19 protein-coding genes and 2 pseudogenes are annotated in these 15,966 nt (G+C 71.6%); 15 read left to right on the forward strand and 6 right to left on the reverse strand.

All coding sequences use genetic code 11. From position 1 onward, the window contains the following. Nucleotides 1-180 (forward strand): annotated as a pseudogene (locus E1298_RS49695) (hypothetical protein); the annotation flags it as partial. A 104-nt stretch (nt 181-284) separates the two neighbouring features. Here the strand turns inward: E1298_RS49695 and E1298_RS30555 are convergent. The 3 genes from E1298_RS30555 to E1298_RS30570 all read right to left on the reverse strand — a co-directional run bounded on the left by E1298_RS30555 (nt 285) and on the right by E1298_RS30570 (nt 1,562). Next, on the reverse strand, nt 285-521 hold the full coding sequence (locus tag E1298_RS30555) for a sigma-70 family RNA polymerase sigma factor family protein (RefSeq protein WP_131899386.1): 237 nt from the start codon (nt 519-521) through the stop codon (nt 285-287). Between the two features lie 515 nt (nt 522-1,036). Continuing rightward, a complete protein-coding gene (locus E1298_RS30565; protein WP_131899388.1) occupies nt 1,037-1,381 on the reverse strand; it encodes a VOC family protein in 345 nt (114 codons plus the stop codon). A 1-nt stretch (nt 1,382) separates the two neighbouring features. Next, entirely contained in the window at nt 1,383-1,562 is a 180-nt protein-coding gene (locus E1298_RS30570) for a ribbon-helix-helix domain-containing protein (protein WP_131899390.1), read from the reverse strand. A gap of 158 nt (nt 1,563-1,720) precedes the next feature. Here E1298_RS30570 and E1298_RS30575 point away from each other — a divergent pair, with 158 nt between their 5' ends. The 3 genes from E1298_RS30575 to E1298_RS30585 all read left to right on the forward strand — a co-directional run bounded on the left by E1298_RS30575 (nt 1,721) and on the right by E1298_RS30585 (nt 5,967). Then, nucleotides 1,721-2,254: an HAD domain-containing protein gene (locus tag E1298_RS30575; RefSeq protein WP_207944931.1), complete on the forward strand. Its 534-nt coding sequence runs from the start codon at nt 1,721-1,723 to the stop codon at nt 2,252-2,254. Between the two features lie 1,768 nt (nt 2,255-4,022). After that, nucleotides 4,023-4,568, forward strand: coding sequence for a hypothetical protein (locus tag E1298_RS30580; RefSeq protein WP_131899394.1), 546 nt, complete (start codon nt 4,023-4,025; stop codon nt 4,566-4,568). 169 nt (nt 4,569-4,737) lie between these two features. After that, a complete protein-coding gene (locus E1298_RS30585) occupies nt 4,738-5,967 on the forward strand; it encodes a glycosyltransferase (RefSeq protein WP_131899396.1) in 1,230 nt (409 codons plus the stop codon). 79 nt (nt 5,968-6,046) lie between these two features. On the opposite strand, the gene E1298_RS30590 is transcribed toward E1298_RS30585, so the two are convergent. Next, on the reverse strand, nt 6,047-6,895 hold the full coding sequence (locus E1298_RS30590) for an ABC transporter permease (protein WP_131899398.1): 849 nt from the start codon (nt 6,893-6,895) through the stop codon (nt 6,047-6,049). After that, entirely contained in the window at nt 6,892-7,761 is an 870-nt protein-coding gene (locus E1298_RS30595) for an ABC transporter ATP-binding protein (RefSeq protein ID WP_131899416.1), read from the reverse strand. Before E1298_RS30595 ends, E1298_RS30590 begins: the two co-directional genes overlap by 4 nt. A gap of 267 nt (nt 7,762-8,028) precedes the next feature. Here E1298_RS30595 and E1298_RS30600 point away from each other — a divergent pair, with 267 nt between their 5' ends. From E1298_RS30600 to E1298_RS30620, 7 genes and pseudogenes are all read left to right on the forward strand, one after another. Further along, the gene (locus tag E1298_RS30600) at nt 8,029-9,003 is read left to right on the forward strand and encodes a GbsR/MarR family transcriptional regulator (RefSeq protein WP_131899400.1); all 975 of its coding nucleotides are present in this window, start codon (nt 8,029-8,031) and stop codon (nt 9,001-9,003) included. 10 nt (nt 9,004-9,013) lie between these two features. After that, nucleotides 9,014-9,157 (forward strand): hypothetical protein, encoded by a 144-nt coding sequence (locus E1298_RS48525; protein ID WP_165975745.1) that lies wholly within the window; start codon nt 9,014-9,016, stop codon nt 9,155-9,157. Between the two features lie 7 nt (nt 9,158-9,164). Beyond that, nucleotides 9,165-9,593: pseudogene (locus tag E1298_RS50630) on the forward strand (sigma factor); the annotation flags it as partial. Between the two features lie 232 nt (nt 9,594-9,825). Further along, nucleotides 9,826-10,035, forward strand: coding sequence for a hypothetical protein (locus E1298_RS50635; RefSeq protein ID WP_243725908.1), 210 nt, complete (start codon nt 9,826-9,828; stop codon nt 10,033-10,035). A gap of 99 nt (nt 10,036-10,134) precedes the next feature. After that, a complete protein-coding gene (locus E1298_RS30610; protein ID WP_131899402.1) occupies nt 10,135-10,419 on the forward strand; it encodes a hypothetical protein in 285 nt (94 codons plus the stop codon). A 102-nt stretch (nt 10,420-10,521) separates the two neighbouring features. After that, entirely contained in the window at nt 10,522-10,896 is a 375-nt protein-coding gene (locus tag E1298_RS30615) for an ArsR/SmtB family transcription factor (protein ID WP_131899404.1), read from the forward strand. After that, nucleotides 10,893-11,594 (forward strand): cation efflux transmembrane domain-containing protein, encoded by a 702-nt coding sequence (locus E1298_RS30620; protein WP_131899406.1) that lies wholly within the window; start codon nt 10,893-10,895, stop codon nt 11,592-11,594. The genes E1298_RS30615 and E1298_RS30620 overlap by 4 nt, the downstream gene beginning before the upstream one ends. 83 nt (nt 11,595-11,677) lie before the next feature. On the opposite strand, the gene E1298_RS30625 is transcribed toward E1298_RS30620, so the two are convergent. After that, nucleotides 11,678-13,207 carry a beta-propeller fold lactonase family protein gene (locus E1298_RS30625; protein WP_165975746.1) on the reverse strand — a complete coding sequence of 510 codons (1,530 nt, stop codon included), beginning with the start codon at nt 13,205-13,207 and terminating at the stop codon, nt 11,678-11,680. Between the two features lie 57 nt (nt 13,208-13,264). Here E1298_RS30625 and E1298_RS30630 point away from each other — a divergent pair, with 57 nt between their 5' ends. From E1298_RS30630 to E1298_RS30645, 4 genes are all read left to right on the forward strand, one after another. Next, complete coding sequence (locus tag E1298_RS30630; RefSeq protein ID WP_131899410.1) at nt 13,265-13,717, forward strand: VOC family protein; 453 nt, start codon at nt 13,265-13,267, stop codon at nt 13,715-13,717. Nucleotides 13,718-13,777: 60 nt separating this feature from the next. Continuing rightward, complete coding sequence (locus E1298_RS30635) at nt 13,778-14,362, forward strand: TetR/AcrR family transcriptional regulator (protein WP_131899412.1); 585 nt, start codon at nt 13,778-13,780, stop codon at nt 14,360-14,362. Nucleotides 14,363-14,560: 198 nt separating this feature from the next. Next, nucleotides 14,561-15,457 carry a Vgb family protein gene (locus E1298_RS30640; RefSeq protein ID WP_131899414.1) on the forward strand — a complete coding sequence of 299 codons (897 nt, stop codon included), beginning with the start codon at nt 14,561-14,563 and terminating at the stop codon, nt 15,455-15,457. A gap of 61 nt (nt 15,458-15,518) precedes the next feature. Beyond that, a partial coding sequence (locus tag E1298_RS30645) for an MFS transporter (RefSeq protein ID WP_243725906.1) occupies nt 15,519-15,966 on the forward strand: 448 nt, incomplete at its 3' end.

Consider the following 15,966-nt stretch of genomic DNA (forward strand, 5'->3'; position numbering starts at 1 on the left):
CCCCAACTCCTCCCCCAGCCCTGGCCAGGAACCCAAGCACGCAAAGTCCTCGCCCAATGCTGGACACTCCTGGACCAACTCAGACAGGACGACACAGCAGACGAACAACACATCCGCCTCTTCCGCCTCTACGGCGACATGGCCAGACAGGCCACCACCCTCGTCACCGCCACCTCTTGACCTTGGCGCGTAAGCAGCCGTCCGACCGGTGCCGTGCCTTCGGCCGCGGCCTTCTGAACGGCGCGCACCGGACGCAGGCTTCGCCGTCCGGCCACCGCTTGGGGTTACCACGTGACCGTGGCGGGCAGTCCGGATCGGCGCGGAAGGTCGTTGCCGAGGAACTGGGTGACGGCGCGGATCTGGCGCGGGCCTGGGGTGAGCACGATCAGCCTTGCCGGGTGGGCGACGGGCTGGGTGAGGTCGGGTAGGTAGCAGCCGAACGCGGCCTGGGTGTTCGGCGCGGGTGGCCACGAGCCGGAACGGGCGGCCAGGGCGCCGGGCCACACTGGGCTGCCCGGCACGCCGGGCAACGGGCCACACTGGTGCGAAGGAGTGCCGCGATCGCGTCCGGACCGTGGTACTGGTGCGGCGCGGGTGGCCTCGCGAGCCACGCGTCGTCGGTGAGCAAGGCGACGATGCCGTCGACGTCGTCGGCGGAGCGCCGGGCGAGGTCGCGTTCCTCGGCCGAGCCGGGCCGGGGTCACCTCGTCGCGGCGCTGGTCGAGGGTGGCGCGGGCGCGCCGCAGGGTGCCTTTGACGGCGGTCTCGATGGTGACGGGCATGTCGGCGACCTCAGCAGAGGACGTCGCGCAGCACCAGCGCCACCGTCTGGCGCAGCGGCAATTGCCGGAGTGCCGCGATGAACGCCAACTTCACCGCCTCCTGGCCGTGATAGCGGGCCCCGCAAGGTGCCGACTCAATCGCGCGTTGCCGACGTCAGAGAGAGGTTCCAGTAGCCGGTAGAGCGGACACTGTGGTCGGCGCGTTCGATGGTCCGTCTCCGGTGCGCCGCTATGGCGCGCTCAGCCTTTGCGTATCAGCCCTTGGTGGGAGCCTGGATGCTCCAGACCCGCCCGTCGGGATCCCGGACGGTCATCTCCCTCGTCCCGTAGTGGGTGTCCTCGAATGGGGTGACCACCTCGACGGCCGGGTCGGGACGGAACGCATCCGCATCGGCGACTTTCAGAAGGAGCTGGACCTGGGGCTCCCGGTCCTCGGGGATCTCAGCGATGAAAAGGTAGGGGCCTCCGCCGTTGCGGAGCTGGCCAGAGCCGTGGTCGGTCGCGAATTCCAGCTCGAAGCCCAGCCCTTGGAAGAATATCGCCGCCTTGCCCCAGTTGTGGGTTTCCAGGTACACGCCTTCAATGCCCTCGGTCGTCATGTCAACTCCCTTTCCCAGACGCTGGTGGTGGCTGCCCGTGGGTGTCGTCGAGGTAGGCGCGCAGCGCGGCGGCGACCAATGCCGACAGCGACTGCTCCGACTCGATGGCGCGGTGCTTGACCTGCTTGATCAGCCCGATCGGCAAGTACACGTTGAATTGCTTGACTTCCTCGTCACCCACGCCGCCCATGCTAGCACACTAGCTTACTAAACGCGTGGATGCGGAGCCCGCATCCCGGCTGCCTCTTTCAGCGGACGTATACCGGCCCTGCCCAGCGCGGCATGACGCACGTTCCCATCGAACCAGTAGGCAGGGCGGTCCGCTAATCTGCGGTCGTGATGGGCACTGCACGACCTCCGCTGCTTTTCCTCGATGTCGATGGACCGCTGATCCCCTTCGGTGCGGCACCCCAGCAGTATCCGACCTACGAGACGCACCACCAATCACCGGGAAATCCACTCCTGGCCAGGATCAATCCCGAGCATGGTCGTCGGCTGATGGGGCTACCGTGCGAACTGGTCTGGGCCACGACCTGGATGACGGACGCGAACGAATGCATCTGCCCACGGATCGGCCTGCCGCAATTGGCCGTGGTGACCTGGCCCGAGCCTTCCGACCTCGATGAGCAGGACGCGCGAGACGGGATGCACTGGAAAACCCGTGCCCTCGTCGACTGGGCGGCGGGACGTCCCTTCGCCTGGGTCGACGACGAGATCACCGACGTCGACCGCGCCTGGGTTTCCGCACACCATTCAAGGCAAGCCCTGCTCTACCGTGTCGACCCCCGCCAAGGTCTCACCGATGCCGACTACGCCGCTCTCAACGAGTGGTTGCATAGGACATACGGCGCGCCGTCCCAGACTGCGTCCTGAAACTGACGTGCCGACCGCAGACCTCGACCACTGCGCAGCCGTCCCCCGGCCTGACGGCGCAAGATCGTCTGGCGCAGCGAGCACGCCATCCCCTACGCCCGCCTGGACGAATTGTTCGTCAACGACCACAACGTCCTGCGGGACCGCATTCCGCGGCGGCGCCGAGGACAACGGCGCACGTCGAAGAGCCCCGCACCCTGGACGTGCTGGCCCCCCGACAGCCGGTTCCGGCTGGCCCAGACCTGCTCCAAAGGCGGTGACACCGTGAACCCGCACTGAACAGCCGACACCGCCCAACTACCGCGAGGCCACAAGAGCGGTGCGGTGTTCCCGTTCGAGCGTCGCGTCCCCAAGGATTCTCGTGACGCAACCGATGCGGGCGGGAACGGAGTTGGCGGGACGGTGTCGCCTGGAGCGGCGGTTGGTTGGTGGCGGGATAGGCCAGGTCTGGCGTGCTGTCGATCAGCAACGAGAGCGGCCGGTGGCGATCAAGCTGCCGCGGCCCGGCCTGTTCGCCGATGAGCGGGCGCCGGTCCGGTTCCAGCGGGAGGGTAAGGCCGCCGCACGGTTCAATCATCCCGCTATCGCAGCGATCTCTGACGCGGGCGCCTGCCCGGTCCCTCAAGGACGGCCGTCCCCGAGAGACCGGAGCTACTGCACGAGCGTGGCCTGGGAACCGTGGTGGGCCGCAACCCCGGAGATCGATCTGGTACTGGCCTACGGTGCCCAGGTCGCCGAGGGCCTGGCCGCCGCCCACTCCGCAGGCGTGGTGCACCGTGACATCAACCGCAATCTGATGCCCGTAACCGGGCGGGCATATCAAGATCTGCGACTGCGGGGTCGCCCGGCTCCGCGGCGCCACCCGGTTGACGTCGTCCGGCAGCACGATCGGCACGCCCAGCTACATGACTCCGAACAGGGACACAACGCGCCGATCGACGCCAGGGCGGACTTGTACGCGCTGGGCGCCACCTTGTTCCATCTGCTCGCCGGACGTCCGCCCTACATCGCCTATAGCTCGCACGCTCTCATCACATGCATCTCAGCGCGCCGGTGCCCAGCGCGGGCGGTATCGGGCCTGGCATCCCATCGGCACTCGACGCCTACCTGCGGGCCCTGCTGTCCAAGGTTCCCGCTGAGCGACCCACCGCCGCGACTGTCGCTTGCCATCTGCCCACCACCACGGTCACCCGCCGCTGGCACGGACCCCGCGCGTCCAGGACCTGCCGGCCGAAGCCGAACGACTGGCCGGCACCGATCTCACCCCTCAGGCGTGTAAGCGCTGCAAAACCGTACAAGGTGTCGCGGTTTTGCTGACGGTCTTCGACGCCTTCGCCGATCGGGGATCCTGAATGGCGGCGACCGTGCTGGGGCAGCGGCCGCCGCCTGTGCGGGTGCGGCGGCGGAGCGAGCGCATTTTGTGACCGCTTCGCGGAATTTGAGTCCGATCAAATGACGCGGACGAAACCAACCATCTGGCGAAACCGTCCCGTCGCGTAGCTGAGCCGGCCTTGAAGGGGCGCGTCCGTGGGCGCGAATGGCGGTTCGCCCCCGAGTCCGGGGACGTGAGCGGCCCGGACCAGGACCCCTCCCGGAAGCCGGGCTCTATCCTCGGACGCTGCGCAGTGGCCATCTCCAGCCGGTTCGGAGGACAGCGATGCTCAGCTGGGTTATAATCCCGGTGCTCCTGGTCATTGGCTTCAGTCTGACGGGCCGAGCCAACGCTGCGGGGAGCGTGGCTAAGCGGCCCTTCTTGACGTTGCTCGCAATGGCGCCTGTAGCAGCGCTGGTCGCCTATGCCGTGTACAGGGATTCGTACTGGCTGGCGGCTTTCGGCATTCCGATCGCCATTTCGGCGCTGAGAACGCAGCATCCTTACCCGATCGCCGCCGAGGTGCTGGCCGCGGAGATCCGCGCTCACCTCCGGAGTGGCCGGGTGCTGCTCATCACCGTCGCCCAGCACGGGACGCTGCGCATCTTCCGCGCCCAGCGTGGCCCCCGGATGAGCACCAAGGGTTACCGGTTGCTCGACCAGTGCCCGCACTGCTTCGTCGAGGGGCGGGTAGCGGAAATGTTCAACGACACGGTAGCGGGAGGGGTGATCGAGCATTACCGTGCCAAGCTCGCGGCTAACCGTCCGGTCGAATTGCAGCTGACCCGCAGCATGGCTCCGCCGGCCGGGGCACTCGTCGTGGACGCGCCGGGTGAACCCTGGGTGCTCAACTACTTCTACCCGTCGAACCGGACCTGGCGTGTGGCCTTCCCGGTGGCCTGCGACGCCCACAATCCGGCCGCGCCGTTCGACCCGGAGTAGACCACGAACGGGTGACCTCGTGCGCGTGTGGCGGGGAGGGGGCTCTGCGGCACTTTGTCTTCCTCTCCACTTTCAACTTATAGCGGAGAGGGGGGCTTGCGGCAAGACCCCGTTGCTGGTCCAGAATCCTGGGCCGAGGGGGCTGACCTGCGAGCGGGGGGAGTTCAGAATGCGTGTGCTGCTGACGACGATCGGGTCGCGCGGCGATGTCCAGCCGATGGTGGCGCTGGCGTTGGAGTTGAAGAATCTCGGCCAGGAGGTCCGCCTGTGCGTTCCTCCTGACTTTCGCGACTGGATCGATGGCCTGGGCCTGCCCGTGGTGTCCATCGGGCCCGAGTTGCGCGGGACGGCCGCGTCCGGTTCAACGGTCGAACGGGCCCAGCCGTCGGCCGAAGACCTGCGTAAGCAGGTGGACGATACCGTGGCGGACCAGTTCACCACGGTCGGGACGGCTGCCCAGGGGTGCGACGTCGTGGTGGCGGGCGGATATCTGCAGATCGCAGGCCGCTCGGTGGCTGAGACGTTGGGAATCCCCTACGTCTTCGCCGGTTACTGCCCGGTCTGCCTGCCGTCCCCGCACCATGCGCCGCCTCCGATGCGAGGACGGGCACGGCCGCACGAAACGTCCGACAATCGCACGCTCTGGGCGCTGGACGCGCAGCACTGGAACGACGTCTTCGGTACCGCGCTCAACGCCCATCGGACGTCGGCCGGACTGGCCCCGGTATCTGACGTGCGAGGCCACATCTTCACCGACCGGCCCTGGCTGGCCGCGGACCCCGCGTTGGGACCCTGGCCCGGGCCCGCGGTGATCCAAACGGGTGCGTGGATCCTGCCGGACCAGCGTCCGCTGTCGGACGAGCTGGAGACGTTCCTCTCCGCCGGTGAGCCGCCCGTCTACTTCGGCCTCGGCAGCATGCGCGCCCCCGACGGCATCGACCAGGTGATGATCGATGCGGCCCGCAAGCTGGGACGACGCGCGATCGTGTCCCGGGGCTGGGCCGGCCTGTCGCTGGTGGACGGCGGGCGCGACTGCCTGTCCGTTGGAGAGGTCAACCAGCAGGCCCTCTTCCAGCGGGTCGCCGCCGTGGTGCACCACGGCGGCGCGGGCACCACCACTACGGCCGCGCGCGCCGGAGCCCCTCAGGTCGTCCTCCCGCAGATGTACGACCAGTATTACTGGGCACAACGCGTGGAGGATCTCGGGATCGGAAGCGGGCACCCACCCGGCGCGCCGACGGTCGGCTCCCTGGTCACGGCTCTCGGCCGCGCCCTCGAACCCGAGGCGGCCGCCAACGCCCGCTCCGTCGCCGCCACCGTGTACACCGAGGGCGCACGGGACGCCGCGCAGCGCCTGGTGGCCGCGATCCCGCAAAGGTCGTCCGCGAACCGGCCCTAAGCCGGGGCGCCCGGGGCCGCAGGAACGGCCACCACGTCGCGAGGGGCTTCGACCCGCCTGGCGTCCGCTTGGTGTTGGCTCAGCCGACGCGCTTGAGGGCCTTCTCGCGGCGTTCGGCCACGCTTGAGCCCGATTCCCGCCGCGCCATCCTGCGCAGGACGATCGGGGCCGTGACCAGGCCGAGCACCATCCAGACCCCCAGCACGCCGACGGTCTCCAGGTGCCGCCAGGAATCGCCGATCTCGACGCTCACCGCCGCGTCCGGGAGAAGGGCCGAGCGCGTGCCCAGGGCGAGCCAGTAGATCGGGGTCGCCTGTGCGATCCATTGCAGCCATTCCGGCAGGGAGGTGATCGGGTAGAAGATGCCGGAGATCCCGATCAGGCCCATGACGGGGAGCTGGACCAGGCCCTGGCTGCGGGCGCTGGAGAACACCGATCCGAGGACCGCGCCGATGGGCAGGGTGGCCACCATGCCCAGGAGCAGCACCCACAGCAGGGTCAGCCAGGAGCCCGGGCTGCCGGTCGCCAGGCCGTCGATGATGAGCAGGCCCGGGATCAGCAGGATCGCGAGGTCGGCGAGCAGGCCGCCGGACACCGAGACGACCTTGCCGACGAGGTAGCCCTGCATGCCGTTGGGGGTCGCCTTGGCGCGCAGCAGGGTCCCGTCCTCGCGGTCGGCGGTGAGTTGCTGGCTCATGGTGATCATGCCCATCGCGGCGTTCATCCCCAGGATGCTCGGCAGGGCCAGGGTGCCGAGGTGGAACCCGCTGGACCCGAACGTCCTGTCGCGCAGGAAGAACATGACGATCAGCATCAGCGTCGGCCAGAGCACGTGGGACAGCAGGTCCATGCCGTTGGTGAACGACTGCCGCAGCTCGATGAGCCCGCGGGTCCAGCCCGTCCGGATCGCGGCGGTCCTCGGGTTCATCGGCCTGTCTCCTTCGGCTCGCGCTCCGCGGCTTCGCTCTCCCGCACCAAGGTCATGTAGGTGTCCTCCAGCGAGGCCCGGCGGACCTCCAGCTCGCCGATCGCCTCACCGTGCCGGGCGAACAGGCCGCGCGCGAACGCGGTCGAGTCGGCGGTCGACGTGACGAACCGGCGGCCGCCGCAGGTCCAGCGCACCTCGTCCTCCCCCGCGATGCGGCGGGCCAGCTCGTCGGCCGAGCCGTCGGCGATGATCCGGCCGCCGGACAGGATCATGATGCGGTCGGCGAGCTTGTCGGCCTCGCCCAGGTCGTGCGTGGTGAGCAGGATGGTGGTCTCGTGGTCGTCGGCGAGACGGCGGACGAGGTCGTGGAACTCGTGCCGGGCGCGGGGGTCGAAGCCGGCGGTGGGCTCGTCCAGGATCAGCATCTCGGGACGGCCCACGATGCCGATCGCCACGTCCAGCCTGCGCCGCTGCCCGCCGGACAGCGTCTTGATCTTCTTGTCGGCGTGCTCGGTGAGGCCGACCGCCTCGACCAGGTCGTCGGCGTTCCACGGCCGCGGGATCGCGGGGGTGGAGTAGGGGGCGTAGTAGGCGCCGAGGTGGACGAGCAGCTCGCGCACGCGCCACTTGCCGTGGTCGCGCCAGGACTGCAGGACGACGCCCAGCCGGGCCCGCCACCGCTCGTCGCCGTGCGCGGGGTCCACGCCGAGGACCTCGACGCGGCCCGCCGACCGCATGCGGAAGCCCTCCAGGATCTCGATCGTGGTGGTCTTGCCCGCGCCGTTCGGTCCCAGGAGCGCGAGGACCTCTCCGTGGCGCGCCTGGAAGGTCACATCGTGCAGGACGTCGCTTGCTCCGTAGCGCATCCGCAGGCCGTCGACATCGAGAACGACGCCATCGCTCGTCTCCAACTTCCGGTCCTCGCTTCGTTTAGATCTCTGTAAAAGCTACGTTGCATTCTATTGTTCAATAACGGCCGCGACGGCCATGATTCGCGTTTTACCTGCTAAATAACAGCGAGAATAGCAATGGACTTGCAGTCGAATGCAACGTCGGGGTGGACCTGCACGTTGCAATGAGTTGAGAATGAACGCATACTGGCCGGACGATCGACGGCGGGGGGCGAAACGCGGATGCCGGGAGGCAGGCTGACCCAGACGGACCGGCGGCACATCGCCGCGGGGCTGGCGGAGGGGCTCGGGTACGCCGAGATCGCCAGGCGGCTGGACCGGCCGACGTCCACCGTCAGCCGGGAGGTCGCCCGCAACGGCGGGCCCGGCGGCTACCGGGCCGACCGCGCCCACCACGCCACCGGGCGCCGCGCCCGCCGGCGCGTCCCCGGCCCGCGTCCGGAGCAGCGCGCCGTCGATGACCACGGGCGTGACCCCGAGGCGCTGCGCGGCTTCGTGGAGCGGTTCGCGGCGCTGATGGTCGAGACGGGCCTTCCGCGGATGGTGGCCCGGGTGTTCGCCTGCCTGCTCACCGCCGACTCCGGCGCGCTGACCGCCGCCGAGCTGGTCGGACGGCTCCGGGTCAGCCCCGCGTCGGTGTCCAAGGCCATCGGGTATCTGGAGAATCTGGAGATCGTCCGGCGCGAACGCGACCCGGGGCGGCGGCGCGAGCGCTACGTCGTGGACGACGACGTCTGGATCCGGGCGTGGATGACCAGCGCCCGCACGCACGCGTCGTGGGCGGACGCCGCGCGGGACGGCGTGGAGATCCTCGATCCCGCCACGCCCGCCGGAGCGCGGCTCAACCACATGTGGGAGTTCTTCGCACGCCTCAGCGACGACATGGCCGGCGGTGCCTCGGCGTTGGTCGGCGACGACGCGATGACCGTCCTCGCCGCGCTCGTGCACGCCGGCGCGCCTCTCACCGTGGACGAGCTGGCCGCCGCACTGGGCTGGTCCGCGGACCGCGTCACCACCGCGCTGTACGACGCCGAGTACCACCCGGAGGTCACCGATCCGGTCGTCCTGCGCCATGTCGCGGGAGCCGCCTACACGATCGCCGCCAGACCCGACCGGCTCACCGGTGCGCAGCGCGAGGCCCTCTCACCGGGCTCTTCCAGGGTGGTTGTCCCAGGCCAGGCCCACGGGACAGGCTGAGGGGCGGACGGTGTCGAAAGGGGGCCGGCAGGTCCGACGGGCTTCGGAGATCACCGCGCGGCTGGCGGACTGCCCCGGCCCGGAGTCGGTGCGGGTCCGCGCCATGGCGGACCTCCGTCCGCTGGTCGACGGCCGCGCCGACCTGGAGGGGTGACCCCGCCGTGAGCGAGGCCGAGGACCTGCTGCGCCGGTTGGCGCCGCAGGTCCTCGGCGCGCTGGTCCGCCGGTACGGGCACTTCGACGTCGCGGAGGACGCGGTGCAGGAGGCGCTGATCGCCGCGGCGGGTCAGTGGCCCCGGGACGGCGTCCCCGACCGGCCGCTCGCGTGGCTGATCACGGTCGCGTCCCGCAGGATGACCGACCTGCTGCGCAGCGAGCAGGCGCGGCGGCGCCGCGAGGACGCCGCCGCCGCGTGGACGCTGCCCGGGCACCGGCCGGCCCCCTCGGCCGACGTCCCGCCCGCCGACGCCGACGCCGACGACACGCTGATCCTGCTGTTCCTGTGCTGCCACTCGGCCCTGTCGCCGCCGCTGCAGATCGCGCTCACCCTCCGGACGGTCGGGAGCCTGACGACCGGGGAGATCGCCCGCGCCTTCTTCGTCCCGGAGAAGACCATGGGGCAGCGCATCAGCCGCGCCAAGCGGCGGATCAGGACCAGCCGCGTGCCGTTCCGCATGCCCGCGCAGGACGAGTACGGCGCGCGCCTGGCGGCGGTGCTGCACGCTACGCGAGCACCTCGGGGCCGAGCCTGTACCGCGGCGAGCTGCCGGCGGAGACGATCCGGCCGGGATCGTCCACGGGCTGGTTCCCGGGGACGGCGAGGTGACCGGGCCGCCGGCGCTCATGCTGCTCACCGACGCGCGGCGCCCGGCCCGCGTCCATCACCGCCTGCACGCGGTCCGGGGGCACCTGCTGGAGATGACCGGGGACCGTGCCGCCGCGCGGGCCTCCTACCTGGCCGCGGTGGAGCGGGCGCGCAGCCTGCCCGAGCGGCGCCACCTCAACGCCAAGGCCCGCCGCCCGGCTCCCTGACCAGGGACGATCCTTGGCCGCCGCATTGCCTTATCGGCCGGTGGCGGGGGAAGTGAGCCCTCGGGAAGCACACCCGCGAGGCACTGAGGAGAAGGCGGCATGCTCAAGCAGCTGGGCAAGATGGGATTCTCGTCGAACGTCATGTACGCCATGGGGTTCGGCTCGATCGGCCTGTCGGTCGCGACGTGGGCGATCTCGCTGCGCGCCGAGGAGGCCGGGATGGACCGGGCGGACCGGTGGGGCATCTTCGTGGGCCAATGGGCGCCGACGTTCTTCGCGCTGGGCGCGGCGATGCGCTTGGAAGAGCAGTGGGGCGGCAAGGGCAGGCACAAGGAGATGGAGAACCGCATGGACGAGATGCGCGAGCCCATGCACGTCGGCTGACCGGCGCCGCTCTTCCGGATCCGCCGCCGTCCCGGCCAGCCTGGGCGGCCTGGCGGCCAGGAGAGCTATCATTCCGATATGGCGATTGATTCCGATTGTGGAATGACTTCGTTGGACGGTCTGGCGCCCGCGGCGGCGCTGTTCCAGTCCCTCGCCGACCCGGTCAGGCTGTCGATCGTCCAGCGGCTCGCCCGTGGCGAGGCCCGGGTGGTGGACCTGACCCGCGAGCTGGGCCTGGCGCAGTCCGCGGTGTCCAAGCACCTGGCCTGCCTGCGGGGCTGCAAGCTGGTGGACTACCGCGCCGAAGGCCGCCAGTCGTTCTACTCCATCGCGGCCCCGCAGCTGCTGGATCTGCTGCGGTCGGCCGAACATCTGCTGTCGGCCACCAACCGCGCCGTGGCGTTGTGCCCGACCTACGGTGTCGGCGCCGACGGCCACGTGGGGGCTTGCGCTCCCCCGGCCAGGGCGGGGGCATGACGGCGCTGTCGCCGGGCCCGTCGCCCCGGCGCCGGACGGTGCTGGCGCGGCGAGTGCGGCTGCTGGTGGCCGCCACCATCGCCTACAACGTGACCGAGGCCGCCGTGGCCATCACCGCAGGCAGCCTGGCCTCCTCGGGAGCGCTGGTGGCGTTCGGCCTGGACTCGGTGATCGAGGTCGCCTCCGCCGCCGCGGTCGCCTGGCAGTTCTCCGCCCGCACCCCAGAGCTGGTCCAGCGGCGGGAGCGGAAGGCGCTGCGGATCATCGCGGTCTCGTTCTTCGCGCTGGCCGCCTACGTCACCGCCGACTCCGTCCGCGCTCTGACGGCCGGCGGCGAGGCCGGGCACTCCGCGGCCGGGCTGGTGCTGGCCGCGCTGTCCCTGGCGATCATGCCGTCCCTGTCGTTCGCGCAACGCCGCACCGGCCGCGAGCTCGGCTCGGCCAGCGCGGTCGCCGACTCCAAGCAGACGCTGCTGTGCACCTACCTGTCGGGCGTGCTCCTGGCCGGGCTGGCGGTCAACGCCCTGTTCGGATGGGCCTGGGCCGACCCGATCACCGCGCTGGTCATCGCCGCCGTCGCGCTCAAGGAAGGCCGCGACGCCTGGCGCGGGGACGCCTGCTGCGCACCGCCGGCCTCCACCGCCGCACCCGTCCCGGCCTGCGGCGGCTGCGCGCCGGGCTGCTCCTGCTGCCTGTGAGCCGCGTTCGGCGCTCTGGTCGTTGGACAGGCCCCTTGGCGGACGGGCACGGGTCGGTGGAAGCGTGGTCGGGGGTGGTGGTCCTATCGCGTGACGGTGATGGTGCGGTGTGCCGTGGCGGCGGGTGAGCCGTTGCAGAGGGCGGTCTGGCCGGTGAAGACCAGGCGGGTCGAGCAGCCCTCGTCGTCGGTGACGGTGAGCGTCACTGTGAAGGTCCCCGGGCGTCCGTAGCGGTGGCTTGGTGTGGGGCCGCCGTCGGGTCGGACGGTGCCGTCGCCGAAGTCCCAGCCGTAGCGGACGACCTTCCCGTCAAGGTCGGCGGAGGCCGAGGCGTCGAACTTGACGGCCGATGCGGACGGGACGGCGGTGAACGCGGCGCGCGGGCCCTGGTCGGGGCGGACCACGATCGACTGGAGCAGGGCGTTGGTCCCGCCGGTCGGGAAGGGCGAGTCCGGGACCGGCCGGAGGGCGTTGCCTGCGGCGATGTCGTAACCCGAGACGTCGCCGGAGTCGCGGTTGACGGCGTAGACGCGCCGTCCGTCCGGGGTGGCGGTGGCCCAGATGGGCGCGGCACCGGACGCGAACGGCTCGGGCTCGACCCTGGTGAGCGATCCGTCGGCGGCGATGCGGAAGCCCCAGACGCCGTTGGGCGTGGTGCCGAATTCGCCGACGGTGACGTACAGGGCGCGGCTGTCGGGGGTGGGCGCCGCGCCGACCGGACGGGCCGGGGCCTGGAAGGGCGAGCCGGGGACCGGGGTGAGGGCGCCGGTGGCCGACAGCCGGAACCCGAAGATCTGGTCGGTCACGGTCGTGGTGAGGTAGACGAAGCGCCCGTCCGGTGTGACCGACAGCCCTTCGCCCGCCGACTCGAAGACGATCGGGTCGCCCAGCGGGGTCAGCGCGCCGTCGCGTCCGATGGAGAAGGTGAACAGGCGGCCCCGGTTGCCGGCCAGGGGGACGCCTTCGGAGACGAAGAGGAAGCGGCCGTCGGTGCTGGCGGCCACGCCGTTGGGGGTGTCGCCGCCGACGGGGACGGGACGGCCGAGGCGGGTGAGGGTGCCGTCGCCGCCGATGGTGAAGACCGAGACCGTCCCGTCGTCGTGGTCGGTGACGTAGAGCGTGCGCCCGTTCGGCCGGACGGCGACGCCGAACGGGGTGGGGCCGGTCGGTTCGGGCCGCCCGCGCGGGGACAGCCGGCCTTGCGCGTCGACGGCGTAGACGCCGACCTGGCCGTTGCTGACGGCGTAGGCGGTGCGGCCGTCGGGGGTCAGGGCGATCCCGCGCGGGTCGTCGCCGGTCTTGACGGGCGGGTCCAATCGCGTGAGGCGTCCGTCGGGCCCGATGGTGAAGGTCGAGATGTCGGCCGTGCCGCCGTTGGTGGTGTAGAGGGCCCGGGGGCGCGGGGCCGGGTCGGCGGTGGCCTGGTGTGCGGTCGCGGTCAACGTGGTGGCGGTGACCAGGACGGCTGTCGCGACGCGTGTCGCCGGGTGGCGTATCGATTTGGTGTCCACACCGGTATCACGGATCCGGGGGCCGTCCGGCTCGATCGCGGTCGGCGCGGCGACGGTGAACAGCTCGCGCGTCGTGACGGTCAGGCCGGGGCGGGTGGACACATCACCCAGGGAGAACACGAGTTGCGGGCCGTTCAGGTAACCCGTATAACTGGTTACATGGCATTGAGCTGGAAGCTGGTCATCGACAGCACGAACGCGCCCGCCCTCGCCGACTTCTGGGCCGCGGCGCTGCAATACGAGGTGGAGGACCCCAGCGCGCTCATCGAGCAACTGCTGGCCGCCGGGCACCTCGGCCAGGAGGCCGTCTTCGAGCACCGCGGCCGCAAGACCTTCCGCGGCTACGCCGCGATCCGCCACCCCGAGGACCCGTTCGACCAGGCCAGTGGCATCGGTCGCGGTCGGCGGCTGCTCTTCCAGGACGTGCCGGAGGGCAAGTCCGGCAAGAACCGCCTGCACATCGACGTCCACAGCGAGCCCGGCGGCCTGGACGCGCTGGTGGCCCGGCTGGAAGGGCTGGGGGCGACCCGCGTCCGCGAGGTCGACCAGGGGCCCGCCGGGCACTGGTGGGTCATGCGGGACCCCGAGGGCAACGAGTTCTGCGCCGCGTAGGCCGGGCTCCTGGGATCATTCATGAGGTGAAGGCGAGCTCATGAGCGCGGGAGGGATCCGGTGGCGCGTCCCCGTACCACCAGCGACGAGGCGGTTCTGAGCGCCGCGGCGCGGGCGCTCGGACGGCTCGGGCCGGGGCGCCTCACGCTGGGCGCGGTCGCCGAGGAGGCCGGGCTGGCCCCGGCCACGCTCGTCCAGCGGTTCGGGTCCAAGCGGGGGCTGCTGCTGGCGCTCGCGCGGCGTGCCGAGGACGGTGCGCGCCTGCCTTTCGAGCGGGCCAGGCGCGCGGACGCGTCGCCGCTGGCGGCCCTGCACGCGGCGCTGGGGGCGATGACCGCCGGTGTCCGGAGCACCGGGGAGATGGCCAACAACCTGGGCTTCCTGCAACTGGACCTGACCGATCCGCAGTTCCGCGCGCACGCGGCGGCCCATGCGCGGGCGATGGGCGGGGAGATCGCCGCGCTGCTGGAGGAGGCGGTGGCCGCCGGGGAGCTCGCGGACGGGGTGGACGTCGCGCTGGTCGCCCGTTCGGTCCATCTCGCCTACAACGGCGCGCTGATCCTGTGGGCGGTGGCCGGGGAGGGCGACCTGGTGGACGCGCTGCGCGCCGACGTGGACGCCGCGCTCGCGCCCTACCGCGCCTGAGCCTCCGTCCGCCAGGTCCAAAGCGTCGGTGATGAGGCCCTCGGCGTTCCCCCGGCGCCGGTGGACGTGGTCTTGCGGAGGTCACGCGCGGCACCGGCGGCGAGGAGAGGCCCCGCCCCCGATCGTAACGCAACTTGTGTTGCGTTAGTCCTGCCGTCCCGAGGAAAGAGCACAGGGTGGGACGAGGGGGGACGATCCATGCCTGAGGGTTCGCACGCCATGATCAGGGAATTCGCGGTGTCCGGCGCGGAGGCCGGGCCGTACGGGATCACCGCGGGGCCGGACGGCGCGCTGTGGTTCACGCTGGTGCACGAGGGCCGCGTCGGCCGGATGGCGCCGGGCGGCGCTCTGGCCTTCCACCCCGCCGCCCCGCTCCCCGGCGGGCCGATGATCATCACGTCCGGGCCGGACGGGGCGCTGTGGTTCACCCAGTTCCAGGGGCACCGGATCGGCCGGATCGGCACCGGCGGCGAGGTGACGGAGTTCCCCGCCCCGGACGGGGGCGGCCCCTGCGGGATCGCGGCCGGGGCCGACGGCGCCCTGTGGTTCACCCAGACGAACGCCGACCGGATCGGGCGGATCACCACGGGCGGAGAGGTCGCGGAGTTCGCGCTGCCCGTCCAGGGCGCGCTGCCCTCGATGATCGCGGCGGGGCCGGACGAGGCGCTGTGGTTCACGCTCAACCGGGGCAACGCGGTCGGCAGGATCGGCCTGGACGGGGACGTCGCGGTCCACCTGCTGCCCACCGAGGGCGCGGCGCCGGTCGGCATCGCCGCCGGGCCGGACGGCGCGCTCTGGTTCGTCGAGATCGGCGCGGGGCAGATCGGGCGGATCACCACCGAGGGGAAGGTCACCGAGTTCCCGCTGCCCGACCCCGCCGCGCGGCCGCACGCGATCGTCGCCGGGCCGGACGGGGACCTGTGGTTCACCGAGTGGGGCACCGCGCACGTCGGCCGCATCACCCCGGAGGGCCGCATCGACGAGCACCCGCTCCCGACGCGGGGGTCGGAGCCGCACGGCATCGCGCTCGGACCGGACGGCGCCCTGTGGGTCGCGCTGGAGACCGGCGCCCTCGCACGGGTCGCCATCGCGTGACCGTGGCGCGGCGGGGGAAGGTTCGAGGCGCGGCGAAACGTTCGCGGGGGAACCTGGACGCATGAGATCGCCGACGGAGACCCCCGACGTGACCGGACCGGTTCCGCGGCGCGGCGCGATGCTGGCGATCCTGTGCGCGGGGATGTTCCTGGTCCTGCTGGACGTGACGATCGTCAACGTCGCGCTTCCCGGGATCGGGCGGGCGCTGGACACCGGCCTCCCGGGGCTCCAGGGCGTCGTGGACGGCTACGCGGTGGCGATCGCCGGGCTGCTGCTCGGCGCCGGCGCGCTCGGCGACCGGATCGGGCACCGCAGGATGACGCTCATCGGGTTCGGGCTGTTCGGGCTGGCCTCGCTGGCCTGCGGGGCGGCGGCGGGCGCCGGGCCGCTGATCGCGGCGCGGGCCGTCCAGGGGGCGGGGGCGGCGCTGCTGCTGCCCGGCGGCCTGGCCCTGATCACCGCCGCCTATCCGGGCCGCGCCGAGCAGGCGCGGGCGCTCGGGGTGTGGG

This window comes from Actinomadura rubrisoli (genome assembly GCF_004349215.1).
GTDB classification, from domain to species: Bacteria; Actinomycetota; Actinomycetes; order Streptosporangiales; family Streptosporangiaceae; genus Spirillospora; species Spirillospora rubrisoli.